Below are 15,789 nucleotides of genomic sequence, written 5' to 3'. Positions count from 1 at the left end.
TGCCCGGCCGGCTCTTGACCGCCCGGGCGATGTCCACCTTGACGTGGTAGCCGACGCTGAGCAGCAGCGGGACAACGACGGCGGTCTCCCCCGCCGGCAGTCCGGCGACAACGGCCGGCAGCGCGGGGTCCTGGACGTCGACATAGGCTTCGCGGACGTCGAGCCCAGGCCGCAGCGCGGCGATCCCGTCCCGGAGGGCGTTGACTTCGGCGGCACCGTCGGTGCTGGAGGTGCCGTGGGCGCAGGCGATCAGGATGGGGCTATTCATAGCCGTTAGCGTAACCTTGGAGCCGCCCCATCCGCCCCCTTTGAGATTCGACCGGGACACTCCATGACTTCTTACTTCAGCCTTGTCCTGGTCTGGCTGGACCTGGCCGGCGTCTTCTTCTTCGCGGTCTCCGGGTCACTGCTCGCGGCCCGGAAGCAGTTCGACATCATCGGTTCCCTCCTGCTGGCCTCGGTGGTGAGCCTGGGCGGCGGCGTCATCCGCGACATCATTATCAACGCCGGCCCGCCCGCAGCGTTCACCAACCCCGCCTATCTGGCGCCCCCGCTTCTGGCAACGGTGCTGGTGTACTTCCTGTTTTCCAGCGTCCAGCGCTACACCTCGTTGCTTATCCTGTTCGACGCCGGCGGCCTCGCGCTCTTCTGCATCACCGGCACCCTCAAGGCGCTGTCCGCCGGGATGAACCCGGTTGCGGCGGTCCTGCTCGGGGTCACGACGGCGGTGGGTGGCGGCCTGCTGCGCGACATCACCGCCAATGAGGTGCCGCAGCTCTTCGACCCGAAGGATCTCTATGCGCTGCCGGCGTTTGCGGGGGCGGCGATGACCATGGTCCTGTCCGTCACCGGTACCTTCAATGCGGTGACCGCGGGCGCCGTAGCTGCCATCGTTTTCGCCTTCCGCGTCACCGCCTGGCGGCGCCAGTGGCACGTTCCGCTGGCGGTCCGCGGCTGGCACCGGCTCGGCTTGGACACGGCGGATGGCGGGCGAAAGGATTAGCTAGGATAAGAACCATGACTGACATGTTCCTCGAGAAGTTCCGCGCGCTTGTTCCGAAGTATCTCGAAGACGAATGGCAGGAAGAGGATGGCCTCCCGGCCGACGAGCTGGACGCGGCCCTCGCCGAGCACCAGTTCCAGGTCCCGCTGGTGTTGCGGGAGTTCTACCTCGCGGTCGGCGGCTGCGAGGACATCATGGAGGCCTACCACTACTTCTGGGACCCCGAAGAGCTCGAAGTCGATGACGAAGGCTTCCTGATGTTCCTCGAGGACGAGGAAGAGCAGTTCACCTGGGGTTTCCGGGTGGGCGACCTCAGCGTTCCGGACCCGATCGTGTACCGCCGCAACAACGCCCGTGGCCAGTGGAAGAGCGAGGAAGGAACCTTCTCCGAGTTCGTCTTCGATATGTTCGAGTGGGCGTTCAACGACGAAGACGAGGACTAAGGCAGGTTCCGCTGCTTCCGGTCGCCGGTTCTCCCCAAGATTGGCCGCCTTCACCGGGGTGTCGGGCGGAACCGCCGGGAATCTGGGGCGTCGGAAGTTCGTACCTGGGGAAATTCAGCGGACGACCCGGCCGCGCAGCACCTGCCACACCTCATCGATGACCTTCTGCGGGTTGTAGACCACATCCTGATACCCATACCGGAGTACGGCGTAGCCCGTAAGGGTGCTGGCGTTGTTCCGCCGGCGGTCCTTCTTCACCTGTACGGGCTCCAGATGGCTGCCTCCGTCGATCTCCACGATCAGGAACCCCTCCAGCAGGAAGTCCACACGTCCAATTCCGGGCAGCTCCACCTGCGTCTGCGTATAGATGCCCTGGTCCCTGAACAATAGTCTGGCAACGACTTCAATCGCCGACTCCGCCGTACCATCGACCAGCTCAAGGACCCCGCGGGCCGCCCCGTTACGATTTCCCGGCAACCGTTGCCTCAGGTAGTCCAGCGTCGTACGCCCCTGCAACAGGGCGCTTTCCACCATCACCGCGGCATCCACCGGGGGCAGGCACCGCAACGCATGCAGCAGCGTATCAGTCAGCCCGGCCACAGGCCGGGGAAACTCCGGCGGAACCAGGCTGCCGCGGTGGATTACCACACCGGCCGCGGCGCCGTGCCGGCAAAGGAGATGAAGCCGCTCGGGTGCGTGGAGCTGCCACAGCCCCTGGTGCGGGGCCGCCGACGCGCAACACAGCAGTCCATTGGCCAACACCGCCGCAACCAGATCAGGAGCTGCGCCCGCCAGTGCCACGACCCCATGGCGTAGCCGCACCATTTCCCCCACTGAGACGGCATTCCGGATAGTCCGCTCAGAGAAGCCTGCCTGCAACAGCGTCCCCGTCCGGGCCACGGAACCGGCGTATTTCAGGTAACTGGCGAGGTCCATGCACCCAGCACAGTCTGGGACTCCACGGAGCGACAGGCGCGGAGCCGGCTATGTGGACATTCCTGGCGCCGGCCCTCCCCATCTTTGGAACGACTGTACGGCGTGCCGCACGGGTTTCCGGCTGGATCTGCCCCAGAAGTGGGGAGATTCCGCCCGGGCCACTCGGATAACCTGTGACAACGAATTTACAGACAGCCTAGACAGCATGACATTTCTGTCATAGGCTCATTCATGGGTTCACCAAATGCCTCCGGTGGATCTGATGCGAACGGAGAAATGGCCCCGGTTCGACACAACGGATGACTCGAAAACGTTGTGAGGAACCGGGGCCATTCCGTTTAAATCGGAGCACCCGTGGGGGTCCGGCCGGAAGCCATACCCCGGCGGACCCGGATCAGCTGGCGCGGTCCACCACGGCCAGCGCAAAGTTGGTCAGCGAGCTCTTCACGACCCCCTCGGGCAACGGCGCGAGCGCAGCAATCGCCTCGTCGGCCCAAGCGCGTGCCACCACCCAGGATTCCGCCGTTACAGGGTGTTCCCGGAGGCCGGCAACGGCGGCCGCGAGGGCCTCGTCGGAGCTGAGGTCGCCGTCGATGAGCTTCAGGAGTTCGACGGCGGACTGGTCGCCGGCTTCGGCCTTTTTGCGGAGCAGCAGGACGGGCAGGGTCGGCACACCTTCGCGCAGATCGGTGCCCGGGGACTTGCCGGACTTGACCTTGACGCCGGTCACGTCGATGACATCGTCCGCCAGCTGGAAGGCGACGCCCACCTTTTCGCCGTACTCGACCAGCATCGGCTCGTAGGCCTCGTCGGCGCCGGAGAAGATCGCGCCGAGCTGGCCCGAGGCCGCCACCAGCGAGCCGGTCTTGTCCGCGATGACCGAGAGATAGTGTTCCACCGGGTCCTCGTCCGGGCGCGGACCCACGGTTTCATGCAGCTGGCCCAGGCACAGCCGCTCAAAGGTGCGGGCCTGGATGCCGAGCGCGCGGGACCCGAGTTCGGAGACCAGGATGGAGGCCCGGGCAAAAATCAGGTCGCCGGTCAGGACTGCCACCGAGTTGCCCCAGACCTCGTGGGCCGTGGGGGCGCCCCTGCGGAACGGTGCGGAGTCCATCACGTCGTCGTGGTAGAGCGTCGCGAGGTGGGTCAGTTCCACGACGACGGCGGCCTGCACCACGGCGGGCCGGGAGGCGTCGCCCAGGTGTGCGCAGAGCAATGTCAGGAGGGGACGGATGCGCTTGCCGCCGGCTTCCACGAGGTGGCGCGACGTCGCGTCGGCAAGCGGATCCGAGTTGGCGATGGCTTCGCGGAGCTTCTTCTCCACCCGGGCCAGGTTGGTGGTGATGGCAGGCCCGAGTTCGGGGTCCCCTGCGATCGCGGCAAAGCCGGCCGGCAGCTGCAATCCGGTGGCGATGGCGGTGGTGTTGAGGTCGGGCTCAGAGCTCGGCAGGCCGTGTCCGGCGTGCGTCCAGCTTTGGTCTGCAGAGTTGGTCACGGGTTAACCCTAACTTTTGTTGCGGAATCCGCGGAGTTGGCGCTGGAGTGGGAGCCGGACGGGCCTTGGTTGGACGTCGCCGGTACCAGCGATTCCAGGACCCGGATGACGCGGTCCTCGAAGCCCTTGGCCGCGGGATCCGTCAGGTTGGCCAGCAGCCTGACCACGAACCGCATGAGGACAGGGATGGGCATGCCCGTCCGGAGGGCCAGTTTCATCACGGCCGGCTTGCCGATGAGAGCCGCGAAGGCACGGCCCAGGGTGAAGTGCGAACCCCACTGGTCCCGCACGTAGTCCGCGTAACGAGCGAGGTGCGCATCGGCGGCCCTGCTGGCTTCCGTCCCGGAGCCCCAGCCGGCGGACGCCGAGCGGGCGGCGCCGTCGATGATGAATTCGGCCGCGAAACGGGCGGATTCCATGGCATAGGAGATGCCCTCGCCGTTGAACGGGGAGACCATGCCGCCGGCGTCGCCGAGCAACAGGAGCCCCGGCGAGTAGTGCGGGGTGCGGTTGAAGCCCATCGGCAGCGCGGCACCGCGGATCTCGCCGACCTGGTTCTCGGGGGTGAATCCCCAGTCCGCGGGCATGCCGGCGGTCCATTCGCGCAGGACCTGCTTGTAGTCGAGCTTGCCGAATTCCTTGGACGAGTTCAGGATGCCGAGGCCCACGTTGGAAGTGCCGTCGCCCACGCCGAACACCCAGCCGTAGCCCGGGAGCAGCTTGCCGTCGCGGCCGGGAAGCTCCAGCCAGCCTTCCATCCAGTCGTCGTCGTGCCGCGGGCTCGTGAAGTAGGTGCGGACGGCGACGCCGAGCGGCCGGTCGTCGCGTTTCCGGATGCCCAGCGACACGGCAGTGCGGCTGGAGTTTCCGTCCGCGGCGAGGACGACGTCGGCGCTGAAGTCGCAGGTCTCGCCGGTCTTGCGGCCGGATTCGTCCAGCAGCGCGGCACGGACCCCGGTGACCCGGCCGTCGCCGGCGCGCAGTGCTTCGGTGACGCTGTGTCGTTCCAGCACGACGGCGCCCGCGGACTGGGCGTGCCGGGCCAGTTCCTCGTCGAAGCCCAGGCGGGTGCGGATCAGTCCGTACTGCGGAAAATCGGAGACCTCGGGCCAAGGGAGTTCGATGCTGCGGCCGCCGGCGAGCAGGCGCAGGCCCTTGTTGCGGCGCCAGCCGTCGGCTTCGGGGTGCGGCAGGCCAAGCTTCTGGATCTCGCGGACGGCGCGGGGGGTGAGCCCGTCGCCGCAGACTTTTTCACGAGGGAAGCTGGTCTTCTCCACCACCGTGACGTCGATGCCAGCCTGCGCCAGGTAGTAGGCAGCGGTGGACCCGGCCGGACCGGCTCCGACGATCAGTACTTTCACGGCAGCGACAAACTAACGCCCGGGCCGGGTGTTGCGGCGCAGCTTCGCCACCGGTCCCGTGTGGGCCGCCAGGGCTGCCGCGCCCGCTGCGGGGCCAACCTCAGGGCCGGGCTTGACGGCGCGGTGCACGGCGACGATGCCGCCGCTGAGGTTGCGGTAGGTGACGCTGTCCCAGCCGGCCTCCTGCAGCCAGGCCGCGAGGTGGTCCTGGTCCGGCCAGGCGCGGATGGACTCGGCGAGGTAGACGTAGGCATCCGGGTTGGAGGAGACCTTGACGGCGATCGCGGGCAGGGCGCGCATCAGGTATTCGGTGTACATGGTGCGCCAGAGCGGCACGACAGGCTGGGAGAACTCGGCGATGACCAGCTTGCCGCCGGGCTTGGTGACGCGCAGCATCTCGGCCAGGGCCTTCTTCGTCTCGTTGACGTTGCGCAGGCCGAAGGAGATGGTGCTGGCATCGAAGGTGTTGTCCGCGAAGGGCAGGCGGGTGGCGTCACCGGCGATGAAGTCGATGTCGGGGCGGCGGCGCTTGCCGACCTTGAGCATGCCCAGCGAGAAGTCGCAGGCGATCACGTCGATGCCGGCGTCGGCATACGGCTCGCTGGAGGTACCCGTGCCGGCGGCGAGATCGAGCACCCGCTGGCCGGACTTCACATCCATGGCTTCCACCACAATCTTGCGCCAACGGCGTGTCTGCCCCATCGACAGAACGTCGTTGACGACGTCGTATTTAGGGGCGACGTCGTCAAACATCGTGGCTACTTCGTCCGGACGCTTATCCAAGGATGCTCGGTTCACCCTGACATTGTCTCAAATGATCAGCACACACCCTAACCACGCCCTGAGCAGGGCCTCCGGCGGACGCGGGAGTAGTGTTGTCTCACTATGACGAGCGCGTTCCGTACCCGAATTGTCAGGACTCTGACACTGCCCCTCGATGCTGATGCATTCCCCGGGGGGCTGCCGTCGCTTCTGGTCCGCGACGACCTCCTCTGCTGGACCCGCCGCGAAGCCGGCCTCGTCGGCTTCGGCGAGGTGGCCCGGTTCACCGCCACCGGACCCGACCGTTTCCTCGAGGCGGACATCTGGTGGCGGCACCTGGTCCTCGAGGCCGAGATCCAGGACACCGTGGAATGGCCCGGCACCGGCCCGGTCGCTTTCGGCTCCTTCGCCTTCTCCAAAGCGTCCGCGCATGAGTCGCGGCTGATCGTGCCCGAAATCGTCGTGGGACTGCGTGACGGCAAGGCGTGGCTGACCCAGTTGACGTTCGACGACGGCGACCTCACCGAGGCGGGCGCGCGCGCCGCGCTGGACCGCTGGCTGGGGACGCCCGGCGTCGTGCCGTCAACGGACGCCGGAACAGACGCCGCGCCGGTTGAGGCGACGCTGACCACGGGTTCGCTGAGCGAGGCGGACTGGATGGCGGCCGTGGCCGCCGGTGTGGCGGAGATCCGCACCGGGGCGCTTGAAAAGCTGGTGCTGGCCCGCGACGTCGTCGCCACCGTCCCCGCCGGAGTGAATGCCGCCGAGATCCTCCGCCAGCTCGCCGTCCGCTACCGCGAATGCTGGACCTACGGCGTCGACGGGCTCGTGGGCGCCACCCCTGAGATGCTGATCCAGGTGGAGGGCCGCACTGCGCAGGCCCGCGTCCTGGCGGGCACCCTGGACCGGCGCGACGCCGACGGGATGGCCGGCTCGCCGCTGGAGTTCGCCGAGCGGGTGCTGGCCGGATCCGAGAAACAGCGGCACGAACACGACATCGCCATCCAGTCGCTCACCACCCAGCTGGCCCCCTTCTCCGAGGCCATGAACGCGCACAGCGAGCCCTTCATCCTGGAACTGCCGAACGTCTGGCACCTGGCCTCGGATGTGAAAGCGGAGCTGGCCGAGGTGGAGGGCCACGTGCCCACCAGCCTCGCCCTGATCAACGCGCTGCACCCGACAGCGGCGGTCTGCGGCACGCCGACCACCGTGGCGGGCGCCCTGATCCGCAAACTTGAGCACCTGGACCGCGGCCCCTACGCCGGACCGGTCGGCTGGCTCGACGCGGCCGGCAACGGGGAATGGGGCATCGCGCTGCGCGGGGCCGTTATCGAATCCCCTACCAGCGTGCGGCTGTACGCCGGCTGCGGCGTCGTCGAAGGCTCCGTGCCGGAAGCCGAACTCGCCGAGACCTGGGCGAAGTTCCGGCCGATGCTGGAGTCGCTGGGCATCAGCAGCTGATCGACTGGGACGTCCGGGCATACCCGTCCGCTTCGTCGTTGAATCCGGGATTCCAGACACTCCAGCGTGTGGAAGTCTTGTCTTTAAGGCCAAAATAGTTATCCAATAGTGAAACTTAGTTTTCTGTGACGCACATCTCTTCTTCGGCGATACACTATAAACCGACTTGGTTACGCATCCCTCCTGCAACAAAAGGTAAGAACATGCAGATCTCCCGTTCGCTCCTGAGCACCTCCACGCTTAAGGCAGCCACCGTGCTGGCCATCGGCGTCCTGACGCTCTCCGCCTGCACCAATGCCTCCGAAAAGGCACCCTCCGGCGCGGCTCCGTCCGTGTCCGGCAGCGCCGCGGCCAGCTTTGACCCGAGCACCATCCAGAAGGATGATGCCCTGGCGGCCATGGTTCCCGAGGCCATCAAGTCCAAAGGCACCTTGACCGTGGGCTCGGACACCTCCTACGCCCCCGCGGAATTCCTTGGCACCGACGGCCAGACCCCCGTGGGCTACGACGTCGACATCGCCAAGGCGATCGGCGCCACCCTGGGCCTGAAGGTCCAGGTGCAGACGTCCGAATTCACCGGCATCCTCCCGGCACTGGGCCCGAAGTACGATCTCGGCATCTCCTCGTTCACGATCAACCCGGAGCGGCTCGGCGCGGTGAACATGGTCAGCTACTTCAACGCCGGCACCGCCTGGGCCGTCCAGAAGGGCAACCCGAAGAAGGTTTCCCTGGATGACCTCTGCGGCAAGTCCGTCGGCGTGCAGACCGGTACCGTCCAGGAAGACCCGGACCTCTCGGACCGCAGCAAGAAGTGCGTGGCCGACGGCAAGCCGGCCATCAACGTCGTGACCCTCAAGAACCAGACGGACATCACCACCCGCCTGGTCAACGGCAGCGTCGATGCGATGGCCGCTGACTCCCCCATCACTGGCTACGCCATCACCCAGACCAACGGCCAGATCGAAAAGCTCGGCGACGTCTACGATTCCGCACCGCAGGGGATCGCCGTCGCCAAGTCGGACATGGCCCTGGCCGAGGTCGTCCAGAAGACCGTCGCCAAGCTCATGGAGAACGGCTCCTACAAGAAGATCCTGGAAGGCTGGGGCAACGCCGATGGCGCCATCACCAAGTCTGAGGTCAACCCGGCGGTCGGATCTTGAGTCTTCCCGCAACCGGCCACACACCAGGTGCGCACATGGCCAGTCATGAGGACAAGCACGAGGCACCGGTAGTCCTGAACCATCCGGTGCCCGTTCGGCATCCGGGCCGCTGGATCAGCGCCATCATCATCCTCGGCGCCCTCGCCCTGTTCCTGCAGAGCCTGGTCACCAACCCCAACTTCCGCTGGGACATTGTGGGGACCTACATCCTCGATACCAAGGTGGTGCAGGGCGTCGGCTGGACGCTGCTGCTGACCGCGGCCGCCATGGTCCTGGCCATTGTCCTCGCCATCCTCCTGGCGTTCATGCGCCAGTCGGAGAACCCGGTGTTCCGGTGGTCCAGCTGGGCCTGGGTCTGGTTCTTCCGTGGCACTCCGGTATACACGCAGCTGGTCTTCTGGGGCCTGATCTCCGTCCTGTACCCCAAGATCACCGCCGGCATCCCGTTCGGACCCGAGTGGTTCGCCGTGGACACGAGCGCCGTCATCACAACCACGGCTGCGGCCATCCTGGGCCTGGGCCTGAACGAGTCCGCCTACCTGGCGGAAATTTTCCGGGCCGGCCTCAAGTCAGTGGACCGCGGCCAGGAGGAAGCCGCCGCGGCCCTGGGGATGGGCAAGACCAAGATCATGTGGCGGATCATCCTGCCGCAGGCCATGCGGGTGATCGTGCCGCCAACCGGCAACGAAACCATCGGCATGCTGAAAACCACTTCCCTCGTCCTGGCCGTGCCGTTCACCCTGGACCTGACGTTTGCCACGAACACCCTGGCCAACCGGACCTATCTGCCGGTACCCCTGCTGATCGTGGCGGCTATCTGGTACCTCGTGATCACCAGCCTGCTGATGGTGGGCCAGCACTTCATCGAGGCCTACTACGGCAAGGGAGTGGACAACCTTGCTCCGGCCGCGATCAACCCGGCCGCAGCGAAGGCCGCCGCAGCCATGGCGCCGAGCGCTGCGGCGGAGCCGGCGCTGAAGATGGACCTTCCCGAGGATGAGGCAAAATGACGATCACCACTGAGAATCCGCTGGTGCGCATCGAGGGCCTCCACAAGTTCTACGGCCAGCACCATGTGCTGCGCGGCATCGACCTCGAGGTCAACCGGGGCGAGGTGTCCGTGGTGATCGGGCCGTCCGGTTCGGGCAAGTCCACCATGTTGCGGTGCGTGAACCTGCTGGAGACCATCAGCGCGGGCCGTATCTCCGTCGGTGGAAAGCTGATCGGCTACCGCGAAGTCAACGGCCGGCTCCATGACCTGAAAACCAAGGAGATCGCCGCCCAGCGCCGCGAGATCGGCATGGTGTTCCAGCGCTTCAACCTGTTCCCGCACAAGACGGCCCTCTACAACGTCATGGAGGCGCCGGTCCAGGTCAAGGGCCAGTCCCGCGATGCTGCACGGAAGCGGGCCATGGAACTGCTGGACCGCGTGGGGCTGTCGGACCACGCCGGCCACTACCCGTCGCAGCTTTCCGGCGGTCAGCAGCAGCGGGTGGCAATTGCCCGCGCCCTGGCCATGGATCCGGAGCTCATGCTCTTCGATGAACCCACCTCAGCGCTGGACCCGGAACTGGTGGGCGACGTCCTGAACGTCATGAAGGACCTTGCCCAGTCCGGCATGACCATGATTGTGGTGACCCACGAGATCGGCTTCGCCCGCGAAGTGGGCGACCGCCTGACCTTCATGGACGGCGGTGTGGTAGTTGAATCCGGGGATCCCCAGGAGGTCCTGGCCAACCCGCAGCATCCCCGCACCAAGGAGTTCCTTAGCCGGGTGCTGTAGTTCCGGTAATCCGCACCGATTTCGAACAGCCGCTACGTGAATCCACGTGGCGGCTGTCCGTTTCCGTAGCGAATTCCCGGAGGCCGCCGCCGTTTCCCACAGCCCGGATCCGGTTTTCACGTTGCTTTTCGTCGACGACGATCTGCGAGGTGTTCCGGCCCTTCAAGTATTCGGGTTTGACGTCTTGTGCACGGTGGATGGGTGGAGGCCCAGCAGATACCCGATCCGGGCCGGCCCCCACCGCCGGTTCACGCGCAGGACGACGTCATCGAAGCGGTGCGGTCAACCCTCTACGTAGCAGTGAAAAGCCGCCATTCTGAGCTGGCCTGTAGGCGTCACGACGAGGCGCGTCCTCAGCCGCTAGAGGCATGTCTCCCGCCGGGGGCGCCCCCGGCTAAAGCTGAAATCTGTACCAGCACCGGTTGCGTCGTGCGGGTCGCTTCGGGGGTGCCTGCCGTTCCTCAGTTGGCCAGTTCCACAGCTGCCTGAAGGAGAACGTTGATTCCGTCGGCACAGGCCTCGGGCGTCGAGTACTCGCGGGGGTTGTGGCTGATGCCGTCGTAGAGGCCCGGAACGAAGATCATTCCCGCCGGGCAGAGAGCAGCAATTTCTCCGGCATCGTGGCCGGCTCCCGAGGTGATTTCGGCATAGCTGAACCCGAGGTTGGTAGCTGATTTGGCGACGAGGTCCTGCATCTCCACGGGGAAGGCCACGGGCGGGGTTTTCGCGGTGGTCCGGGAAGTAATGGAGACTCCGGTGAGCCGTTCCACGTCGCCCAGATAGGTATTAAGGTCCGCCTCCGCGCGCTCCATGGCTGCCGCGTCCGGGTTGCGCAGGTCGACTGTCATGAGCACATTCGAGGGCACGATGTTGATGAGGTTCGGATAGGTATCCTGCCGTCCGACCGTCGCCAGCATCTGTCCATACTCCCCGGATTCCACCATCTCATTGAGGCGGACGGTCACCAGAGCCGCTGCGAGACCGGCATTGCGACGTAGGGAGTGCGGAGTGGCCCCGGCGTGGGCGGCGCGCCCGGTCAGCTGGAGCTCCTTCCAGGTAATGGCCTGCACTCCCCGAACCACTCCTATCCGGGTGTTGTCTGCGGCCAGAATGGGTCCCTGCTCGATGTGGCATTCAAGGTAGGCATAGGGGGCAGTAATCGGCACCTGGACCTCGCCCGCGAATCCGTGGTGTTCGAGTTCCGCTCCGACCGAGACACCGTCACGGTCAGTTGTCTCGAGCGCTTCGCGCAGCCCCAAGCGTCCCGCGGCCACCGCAGACCCGAGCATGTCCGTCCCGAAGCGGACCCCCTCCTCCTCCGTGAAGATCGCCACCTCGATCGGGCGCCGCGTGATGACACCATGGTCGTTGAGAGTCCGGATAACTTCCAGACCGCCGAGGACGCCCAGGCAGCCGTCAAACTTCCCCGCAGTCCCGACGCTGTCGATGTGCGAGCCGATCATCACCGGAGGGAGAACATCCTGGGCTCCCGCTCGCCGGGCATAGACGTTCCCGATCTGGTCCACGCGGAGGGACAGACCTGCCTCTTGCATCCACCCCATGACCAGGCGCCGCCCCTCCATGTCCTGATCCGTGAGGGCCAGCCGGCGCACGCCATGGAGCCCGGTCTCTTCGTCGCGGTAGGCGCCGAGTTCCCCAAGTTCCTGCAGGGCATTCCAAAGCCGGTCCTGGTCCACGCGGATATGGGACACGCTGGACTGGGATTCAGCGGAAGGGAAGACAATAGGGTGGGACATGGCGTGCCTCCAGGGTGCTATTAGAGTGACGTGAGTTCGATGCCGCAGATGCGGTTGAAGTTGGCCAGGTCGGTGGCCCCTTCAGTGGAGAAGACCAGGACGTCATCTTCCGGGCCGAGTCCGAGGCCGGCTGCGTGGGCCATGATGCCGGCAAGTCCGGCCGCGCCGCTTTCGCCGGAGATGACGTCGTCGGCGTGCAGGGCGCGCATGGCGTCCGCCGCGTCCGCGTCCGTGACGGTGGAAAAGTAGTCGAACCCGCGGGAGACGTCCGGCCATGCGATGAGCGACGGGGTGCCGCAGTTGAGTCCGGCCATGATGGAGCGCTGCGGGCCTGGGATGGTGGTGATCCGGTGCTGCTCCGCACTGGTGATCACGCAGTCCGCCTCGGTCGGCTCGACGCCGAGCAGCAGGGTTCCCTCGAATTCGCTGAACCCGCGGACGACGGCGGCGGCGAACGCGCCGACGCCGATCTGCGCGGCGACGACGGTGGGTCGGGGCATCTCCCGTCGTTCGATCTGCCCGAGCACCTCGGTAATCATCGTGGAGTAGCCGTCGATCACCCACGACGGCGGGTCCACATATCCCTCCCAGGATGTGTCCGAGATGACCAGTGTGTCGGCAGAGGCGAGCGCGGCGCTGCGGGCGATCGCGTCATCGTACCCGCCGTCGACGACTTCCACGGTGGCGCCTTCACTCCTGATGGCATCAATCCGGGCCTGGACCATGTCGGCAGGGACGACGATGTGCGCCGGGAGCCCGAGCAGGGCGGCCATCCGGGCAACGGCCCGGCCGTGGTTGCCGTCCGTTGCCGCCGTCAGCCGCAAGCCCGGGTGCTCGGCGAGCTGTTCCTTCAACCGGTGCAGCGACGGGCTGGACTTCAGCTCCAGGCCGAGGTGCCGGAGGAGGACCCGGTAGGTGGCCCACGAGGCGCCCAGGATCTTGAAGGAGGGCATGCCCAGCCGGACGGACTCGTCTTTGACGTGGACCGACCGCACGCCCAACTGCCGGGCGACGCCGGGCAGTGAACGGACCGGGGTCGGCGCGTAGCCGGGCAGCGACTGGTGGAAGCCGAGGCTCTCGCGGACGAGGGTCCCGGTTTGCGCCTTGTTGAGCAGCGGATTTGATACGAGGCGTGGCATTGTCATGGTTGCTCCTGCGGGGCCGGGTCTAATGGATTCAAAATACAAATTTGTATGACAACTGTCAAATAGGGTGGAGGTGGTCTACAGGCTCTCGGCGGCAGCCGTGGAGGCGACCGTCCCCGGCCGGGCGCCCGTGTGCTGCCCGTTCCGCCAGACCGCCGTTCCGCCGACGGTGACCAGGTCGACGCCGGCCGGGTATTGGTGCGGGGCATCAAACGTGGCGTTGTCGATGTACCGCTCCGGATCGAGAAGGATCATGTCGGCCCGCAGCCCTTCCGCGATCCGCCCGCGGTCATCCAGCCCCAACAGCCGCGCAGGCCGGCTGGAGAGGCGGGCCACTGCCTCGGGAACACTGATGAGCTTCTCCTGCAGCGCGAAGCGTCCGAGGACCTTTGGGGCCGTCCCGTACAGCCGCGGGTGCGGGTGCGGGTTGAAGACGCCGTCGGAACCGACCAGGGCCCCGGAACGCAGGAAGATCTCTTTCACAACGGACTCGGCCGAATAGTGGTCGATCATGCCGGCATCGAGGTCGGTGTCCAAGAGCAGATCCATGACCACGAATGCCGGGTCCGTCCCCGTCTCTTCGGCAATCCGGGCCAGTGTCTTGCCGATATCGCCGTCCCGGGGGGCCGCCGCCTGCGTGATGACCACGTTGTCCGGGCCGCAGGCCTCAAACAGGTTCTCCCACCCGTCCAGGCCGCGGTACATGTCGCGTGCCATGCGCTCGCGTTCACGCGGGTTCTGCAGCCGGTCCAGCATGGCGGCCGGGCCGCCGTCGAAGGCGTACGGGGGAAGGAGCGCGGCGAGCAGGGTGCTGCCCGCCCCGTAGGGATACTGGTCAAACGTCAGCCGGATGCGGTCCTGGGCTGCGGAGAGCAGGTCGATCAAGTCGCCGAGAAGATCGGCGCAGCCGACAAGTTTGACGTGGGAGACGTGCAGCGCGGCGCCCGTCAGTTCGGCCACGCGGACGAACTCCCCGATCGAATCCAGGACTCCCCTGGCTTCATTGCGGACATGCGGCACCAAGGGAACGTTGTACCGCGCGGCCACCTCGGCGATCCCGATCAGTTCGTCCGTGGCCGCGTAGAGCCCGGGGGCATAGATCATGCCGAAGGAAACGGCCCGGCATCCGGCCTCCAGCGACTGTCCCACGAGGTCCTTCATGGCTGACATTTCGCGCCGGTCCGGCTGGCGGCTGGTGGCACCGATCACCGTCTCGCGGACGGCACTATGCGGAACGCAACTGACCATGTTGGTGGCCGGCCGCGAGGAGTCGAGGGCGCCAAGGAACTCACCCATGGTGCGCCAGTCCCAGGGGGCGGCGGTGCTGGGTTCAAGGGCGTGGAGATATTTTTTCCGGCCGGGCAGCAGCGCGTCGGTTACGGGTGCTGGACCCAGCCCGTCGGGGCAGATGAGTTCGGTAGTGAAGCCCTGGCCCACTTTGGCCGAGAGCAGCGGGTCGTCGAAGGACCGCAGGGCGCTATGGGCGTGCAGGTCAATGAAACCGGGGCACAGCAACCGTCCGGAGCCGTCGATCCGTTCGCCGGCGGATGAGACGGGAAGGTTGGGCCCGACGGCGGTGATGCGGCCGCCGTCGACTGCGACATCGGCTGTGCGGATGCCGTGTTCATCCACCACCCGTGCACCGGCAATCAGTAGTTCAGTTTCCATGCTTTTCTCCTGTTTCATCCCGGGACGGTGCCCGGCAAGCTTTCCTCGGCAGTGCCGCGGGCTGCGGAACTTACGGCTCGGTGATGGAGGCTCCCCGCGCGAGGAACCTGCCGTCTCCCGACGCACCGGTGTAGCGTCCGTCGTCGACCACGACCTTTCCGCGCAGCAGCACCGTCCGGACGGCACCGGAGAGCGCCTGGCCCTCGTAGACGGAGTAGTCGACGTTCATGTGGTGGGTCTTCGCCGACACCACGTGCCCGGCGTGCGGATCGAAGATCACGACGTCGGCGTCGGCGCCCGGCGCCAGGGTCCCCTTGCGCGGGTACAGTCCGAAGATCTTGGCCGGCGCCGTGGAGCAGATTTCGACCCAGCGGTTGAGGCTGATTTTCCCGCCCGCCACGCCGCCATGGAAGACCTGTTCCAGGCGGTGTTCGACGCCGGGCAGGCCGTTGGGTATTTTGCGGAAGTCGTCCACGCCGGGCAACCGCTGGTCGCGGCAGAAGGGGCAGTGGTCGGTGGCGACGTTCTGCAGGTGGCGGTCCGACAGGCCCTTCCACAGCGCTTCCTGGTCCTCCTTGGCCCGCAAAGGGGGCGAACAGACAAAGCTCGCCCCCTCAAACCCTGGCAGCGCCAGACGGTCCTCGTCGAGGAACAGGTACTGCGGGCAGGTCTCGGCCAGGACCCGCACGCCGCGGGCACGGGCACGGACCACTTCACCGAGTCCTTCGGCGGACGAAAGGTGGACGATATAGACGGGGGCGCCCGCGACCTCGGCGAGCCGGGTCACCCGGTGCACCGCTTCGGCCTCGAGAGCG

The 15,789-nt window shown here is 66.6% G+C and carries 15 protein-coding genes; 6 read left to right on the top strand and 9 right to left on the bottom strand.

Going from position 1 to position 15,789, the window contains the following annotated elements; all coding sequences use genetic code 11:
* Positions 1–268: sirohydrochlorin chelatase (locus K789_RS0107865; protein WP_024366282.1), on the bottom strand; the 268-nt coding region annotated here is incomplete at its 3' end.
* A gap of 63 nt (positions 269–331) precedes the next feature.
* Between K789_RS0107865 and K789_RS0107860 the strand changes: the two genes are divergently transcribed.
* Both K789_RS0107860 and K789_RS0107855 read left to right on the top strand, forming a co-directional pair.
* Positions 332–1,003, top strand: coding sequence for a trimeric intracellular cation channel family protein (locus tag K789_RS0107860; RefSeq protein ID WP_024366281.1), 672 nt, complete (start codon positions 332–334; stop codon positions 1,001–1,003).
* Between the two features lie 14 nt (positions 1,004–1,017).
* Entirely contained in the window at positions 1,018–1,446 is a 429-nt protein-coding gene (locus tag K789_RS0107855) for a hypothetical protein (RefSeq protein WP_024366280.1), read from the top strand.
* A gap of 114 nt (positions 1,447–1,560) precedes the next feature.
* On the opposite strand, the gene K789_RS0107850 is transcribed toward K789_RS0107855, so the two are convergent.
* The 4 genes from K789_RS0107850 to K789_RS0107835 all read right to left on the bottom strand — a co-directional run bounded on the left by K789_RS0107850 (position 1,561) and on the right by K789_RS0107835 (position 6,036).
* On the bottom strand, positions 1,561–2,247 hold the full coding sequence (locus K789_RS0107850; RefSeq protein ID WP_157835676.1) for an endonuclease domain-containing protein: 687 nt from the start codon (positions 2,245–2,247) through the stop codon (positions 1,561–1,563).
* A 529-nt stretch (positions 2,248–2,776) separates the two neighbouring features.
* Positions 2,777–3,877 (bottom strand): polyprenyl synthetase family protein, encoded by a 1,101-nt coding sequence (locus K789_RS0107845; RefSeq protein WP_024366278.1) that lies wholly within the window; start codon positions 3,875–3,877, stop codon positions 2,777–2,779.
* Entirely contained in the window at positions 3,874–5,238 is a 1,365-nt protein-coding gene (locus K789_RS0107840) for a geranylgeranyl reductase family protein (protein WP_024366277.1), read from the bottom strand. The genes K789_RS0107845 and K789_RS0107840 overlap by 4 nt, the downstream gene beginning before the upstream one ends.
* Before the next feature lie 12 nt (positions 5,239–5,250).
* The gene (locus K789_RS0107835; protein ID WP_237739551.1) at positions 5,251–6,036 is read right to left on the bottom strand and encodes a demethylmenaquinone methyltransferase; all 786 of its coding nucleotides are present in this window, start codon (positions 6,034–6,036) and stop codon (positions 5,251–5,253) included.
* Positions 6,037–6,123: 87 nt separating this feature from the next.
* Between K789_RS0107835 and K789_RS0107830 the strand changes: the two genes are divergently transcribed.
* From K789_RS0107830 to K789_RS0107815, 4 genes are all read left to right on the top strand, one after another.
* Positions 6,124–7,461, top strand: a complete 1,338-nt coding sequence (locus tag K789_RS0107830; protein ID WP_024366275.1) for an isochorismate synthase — start codon at positions 6,124–6,126, stop codon at positions 7,459–7,461.
* Positions 7,462–7,664: 203 nt separating this feature from the next.
* Complete coding sequence (locus tag K789_RS0107825; RefSeq protein WP_029704730.1) at positions 7,665–8,621, top strand: ABC transporter substrate-binding protein; 957 nt, start codon at positions 7,665–7,667, stop codon at positions 8,619–8,621.
* 35 nt (positions 8,622–8,656) lie between these two features.
* The gene (locus K789_RS0107820; protein ID WP_024366273.1) at positions 8,657–9,631 is read left to right on the top strand and encodes an amino acid ABC transporter permease; all 975 of its coding nucleotides are present in this window, start codon (positions 8,657–8,659) and stop codon (positions 9,629–9,631) included.
* Entirely contained in the window at positions 9,628–10,404 is a 777-nt protein-coding gene (locus K789_RS0107815; RefSeq protein ID WP_024366272.1) for an amino acid ABC transporter ATP-binding protein, read from the top strand. The genes K789_RS0107820 and K789_RS0107815 overlap by 4 nt, the downstream gene beginning before the upstream one ends.
* 461 nt (positions 10,405–10,865) lie before the next feature.
* Here K789_RS0107815 and K789_RS0107805 read toward each other — a convergent pair whose 3' ends face one another.
* The 4 genes from K789_RS0107805 to K789_RS26560 all read right to left on the bottom strand — a co-directional run bounded on the left by K789_RS0107805 (position 10,866) and on the right by K789_RS26560 (position 15,761).
* The gene (locus tag K789_RS0107805) at positions 10,866–12,161 is read right to left on the bottom strand and encodes a hydantoinase/carbamoylase family amidase (protein WP_024366270.1); all 1,296 of its coding nucleotides are present in this window, start codon (positions 12,159–12,161) and stop codon (positions 10,866–10,868) included.
* A 20-nt stretch (positions 12,162–12,181) separates the two neighbouring features.
* Positions 12,182–13,306 (bottom strand): diaminopropionate ammonia-lyase, encoded by a 1,125-nt coding sequence (locus K789_RS0107800; protein ID WP_024366269.1) that lies wholly within the window; start codon positions 13,304–13,306, stop codon positions 12,182–12,184.
* 78 nt (positions 13,307–13,384) lie between these two features.
* On the bottom strand, positions 13,385–14,974 hold the full coding sequence (locus tag K789_RS0107795) for an N-acyl-D-amino-acid deacylase family protein (RefSeq protein WP_157835675.1): 1,590 nt from the start codon (positions 14,972–14,974) through the stop codon (positions 13,385–13,387).
* 70 nt (positions 14,975–15,044) lie between these two features.
* Positions 15,045–15,761, bottom strand: a complete 717-nt coding sequence (locus K789_RS26560) for an amidohydrolase family protein (RefSeq protein WP_306376512.1) — start codon at positions 15,759–15,761, stop codon at positions 15,045–15,047.
* Positions 15,762–15,789: the final 28 nt, after the last annotated feature.

This window comes from Arthrobacter sp. TB 26 (genome assembly GCF_000427315.1).
Classification (GTDB): Bacteria; Actinomycetota; Actinomycetes; order Actinomycetales; family Micrococcaceae; genus Arthrobacter.
This window is presented reverse-complemented; position numbering and strand designations above follow the sequence as displayed.

Excerpts from the sequence above, each read along its gene's own strand:
- K789_RS0107825 (WP_029704730.1), top strand. The coding sequence starts at position 7,665 with ATGCAGATCTCCCGTTCGCTCCTGAGCACCTCCACGCTTAAGGCAGCC.
- K789_RS0107820 (WP_024366273.1), top strand. The coding sequence starts at position 8,657 with ATGGCCAGTCATGAGGACAAGCACGAGGCACCGGTAGTCCTGAACCAT.
- K789_RS0107860 (WP_024366281.1), top strand. The coding sequence starts at position 332 with ATGACTTCTTACTTCAGCCTTGTCCTGGTCTGGCTGGACCTGGCCGGC.
- K789_RS0107805 (WP_024366270.1), bottom strand. The coding sequence starts at position 12,161 with ATGTCCCACCCTATTGTCTTCCCTTCCGCTGAATCCCAGTCCAGCGTG.
- K789_RS0107815 (WP_024366272.1), top strand. The coding sequence starts at position 9,628 with ATGACGATCACCACTGAGAATCCGCTGGTGCGCATCGAGGGCCTCCAC.
- K789_RS0107795 (WP_157835675.1), bottom strand. The coding sequence starts at position 14,974 with ATGGAAACTGAACTACTGATTGCCGGTGCACGGGTGGTGGATGAACAC.
- K789_RS0107830 (WP_024366275.1), top strand. The coding sequence starts at position 6,124 with ATGACGAGCGCGTTCCGTACCCGAATTGTCAGGACTCTGACACTGCCC.
- K789_RS0107855 (WP_024366280.1), top strand. The coding sequence starts at position 1,018 with ATGACTGACATGTTCCTCGAGAAGTTCCGCGCGCTTGTTCCGAAGTAT.
- K789_RS0107800 (WP_024366269.1), bottom strand. The coding sequence starts at position 13,306 with ATGACAATGCCACGCCTCGTATCAAATCCGCTGCTCAACAAGGCGCAA.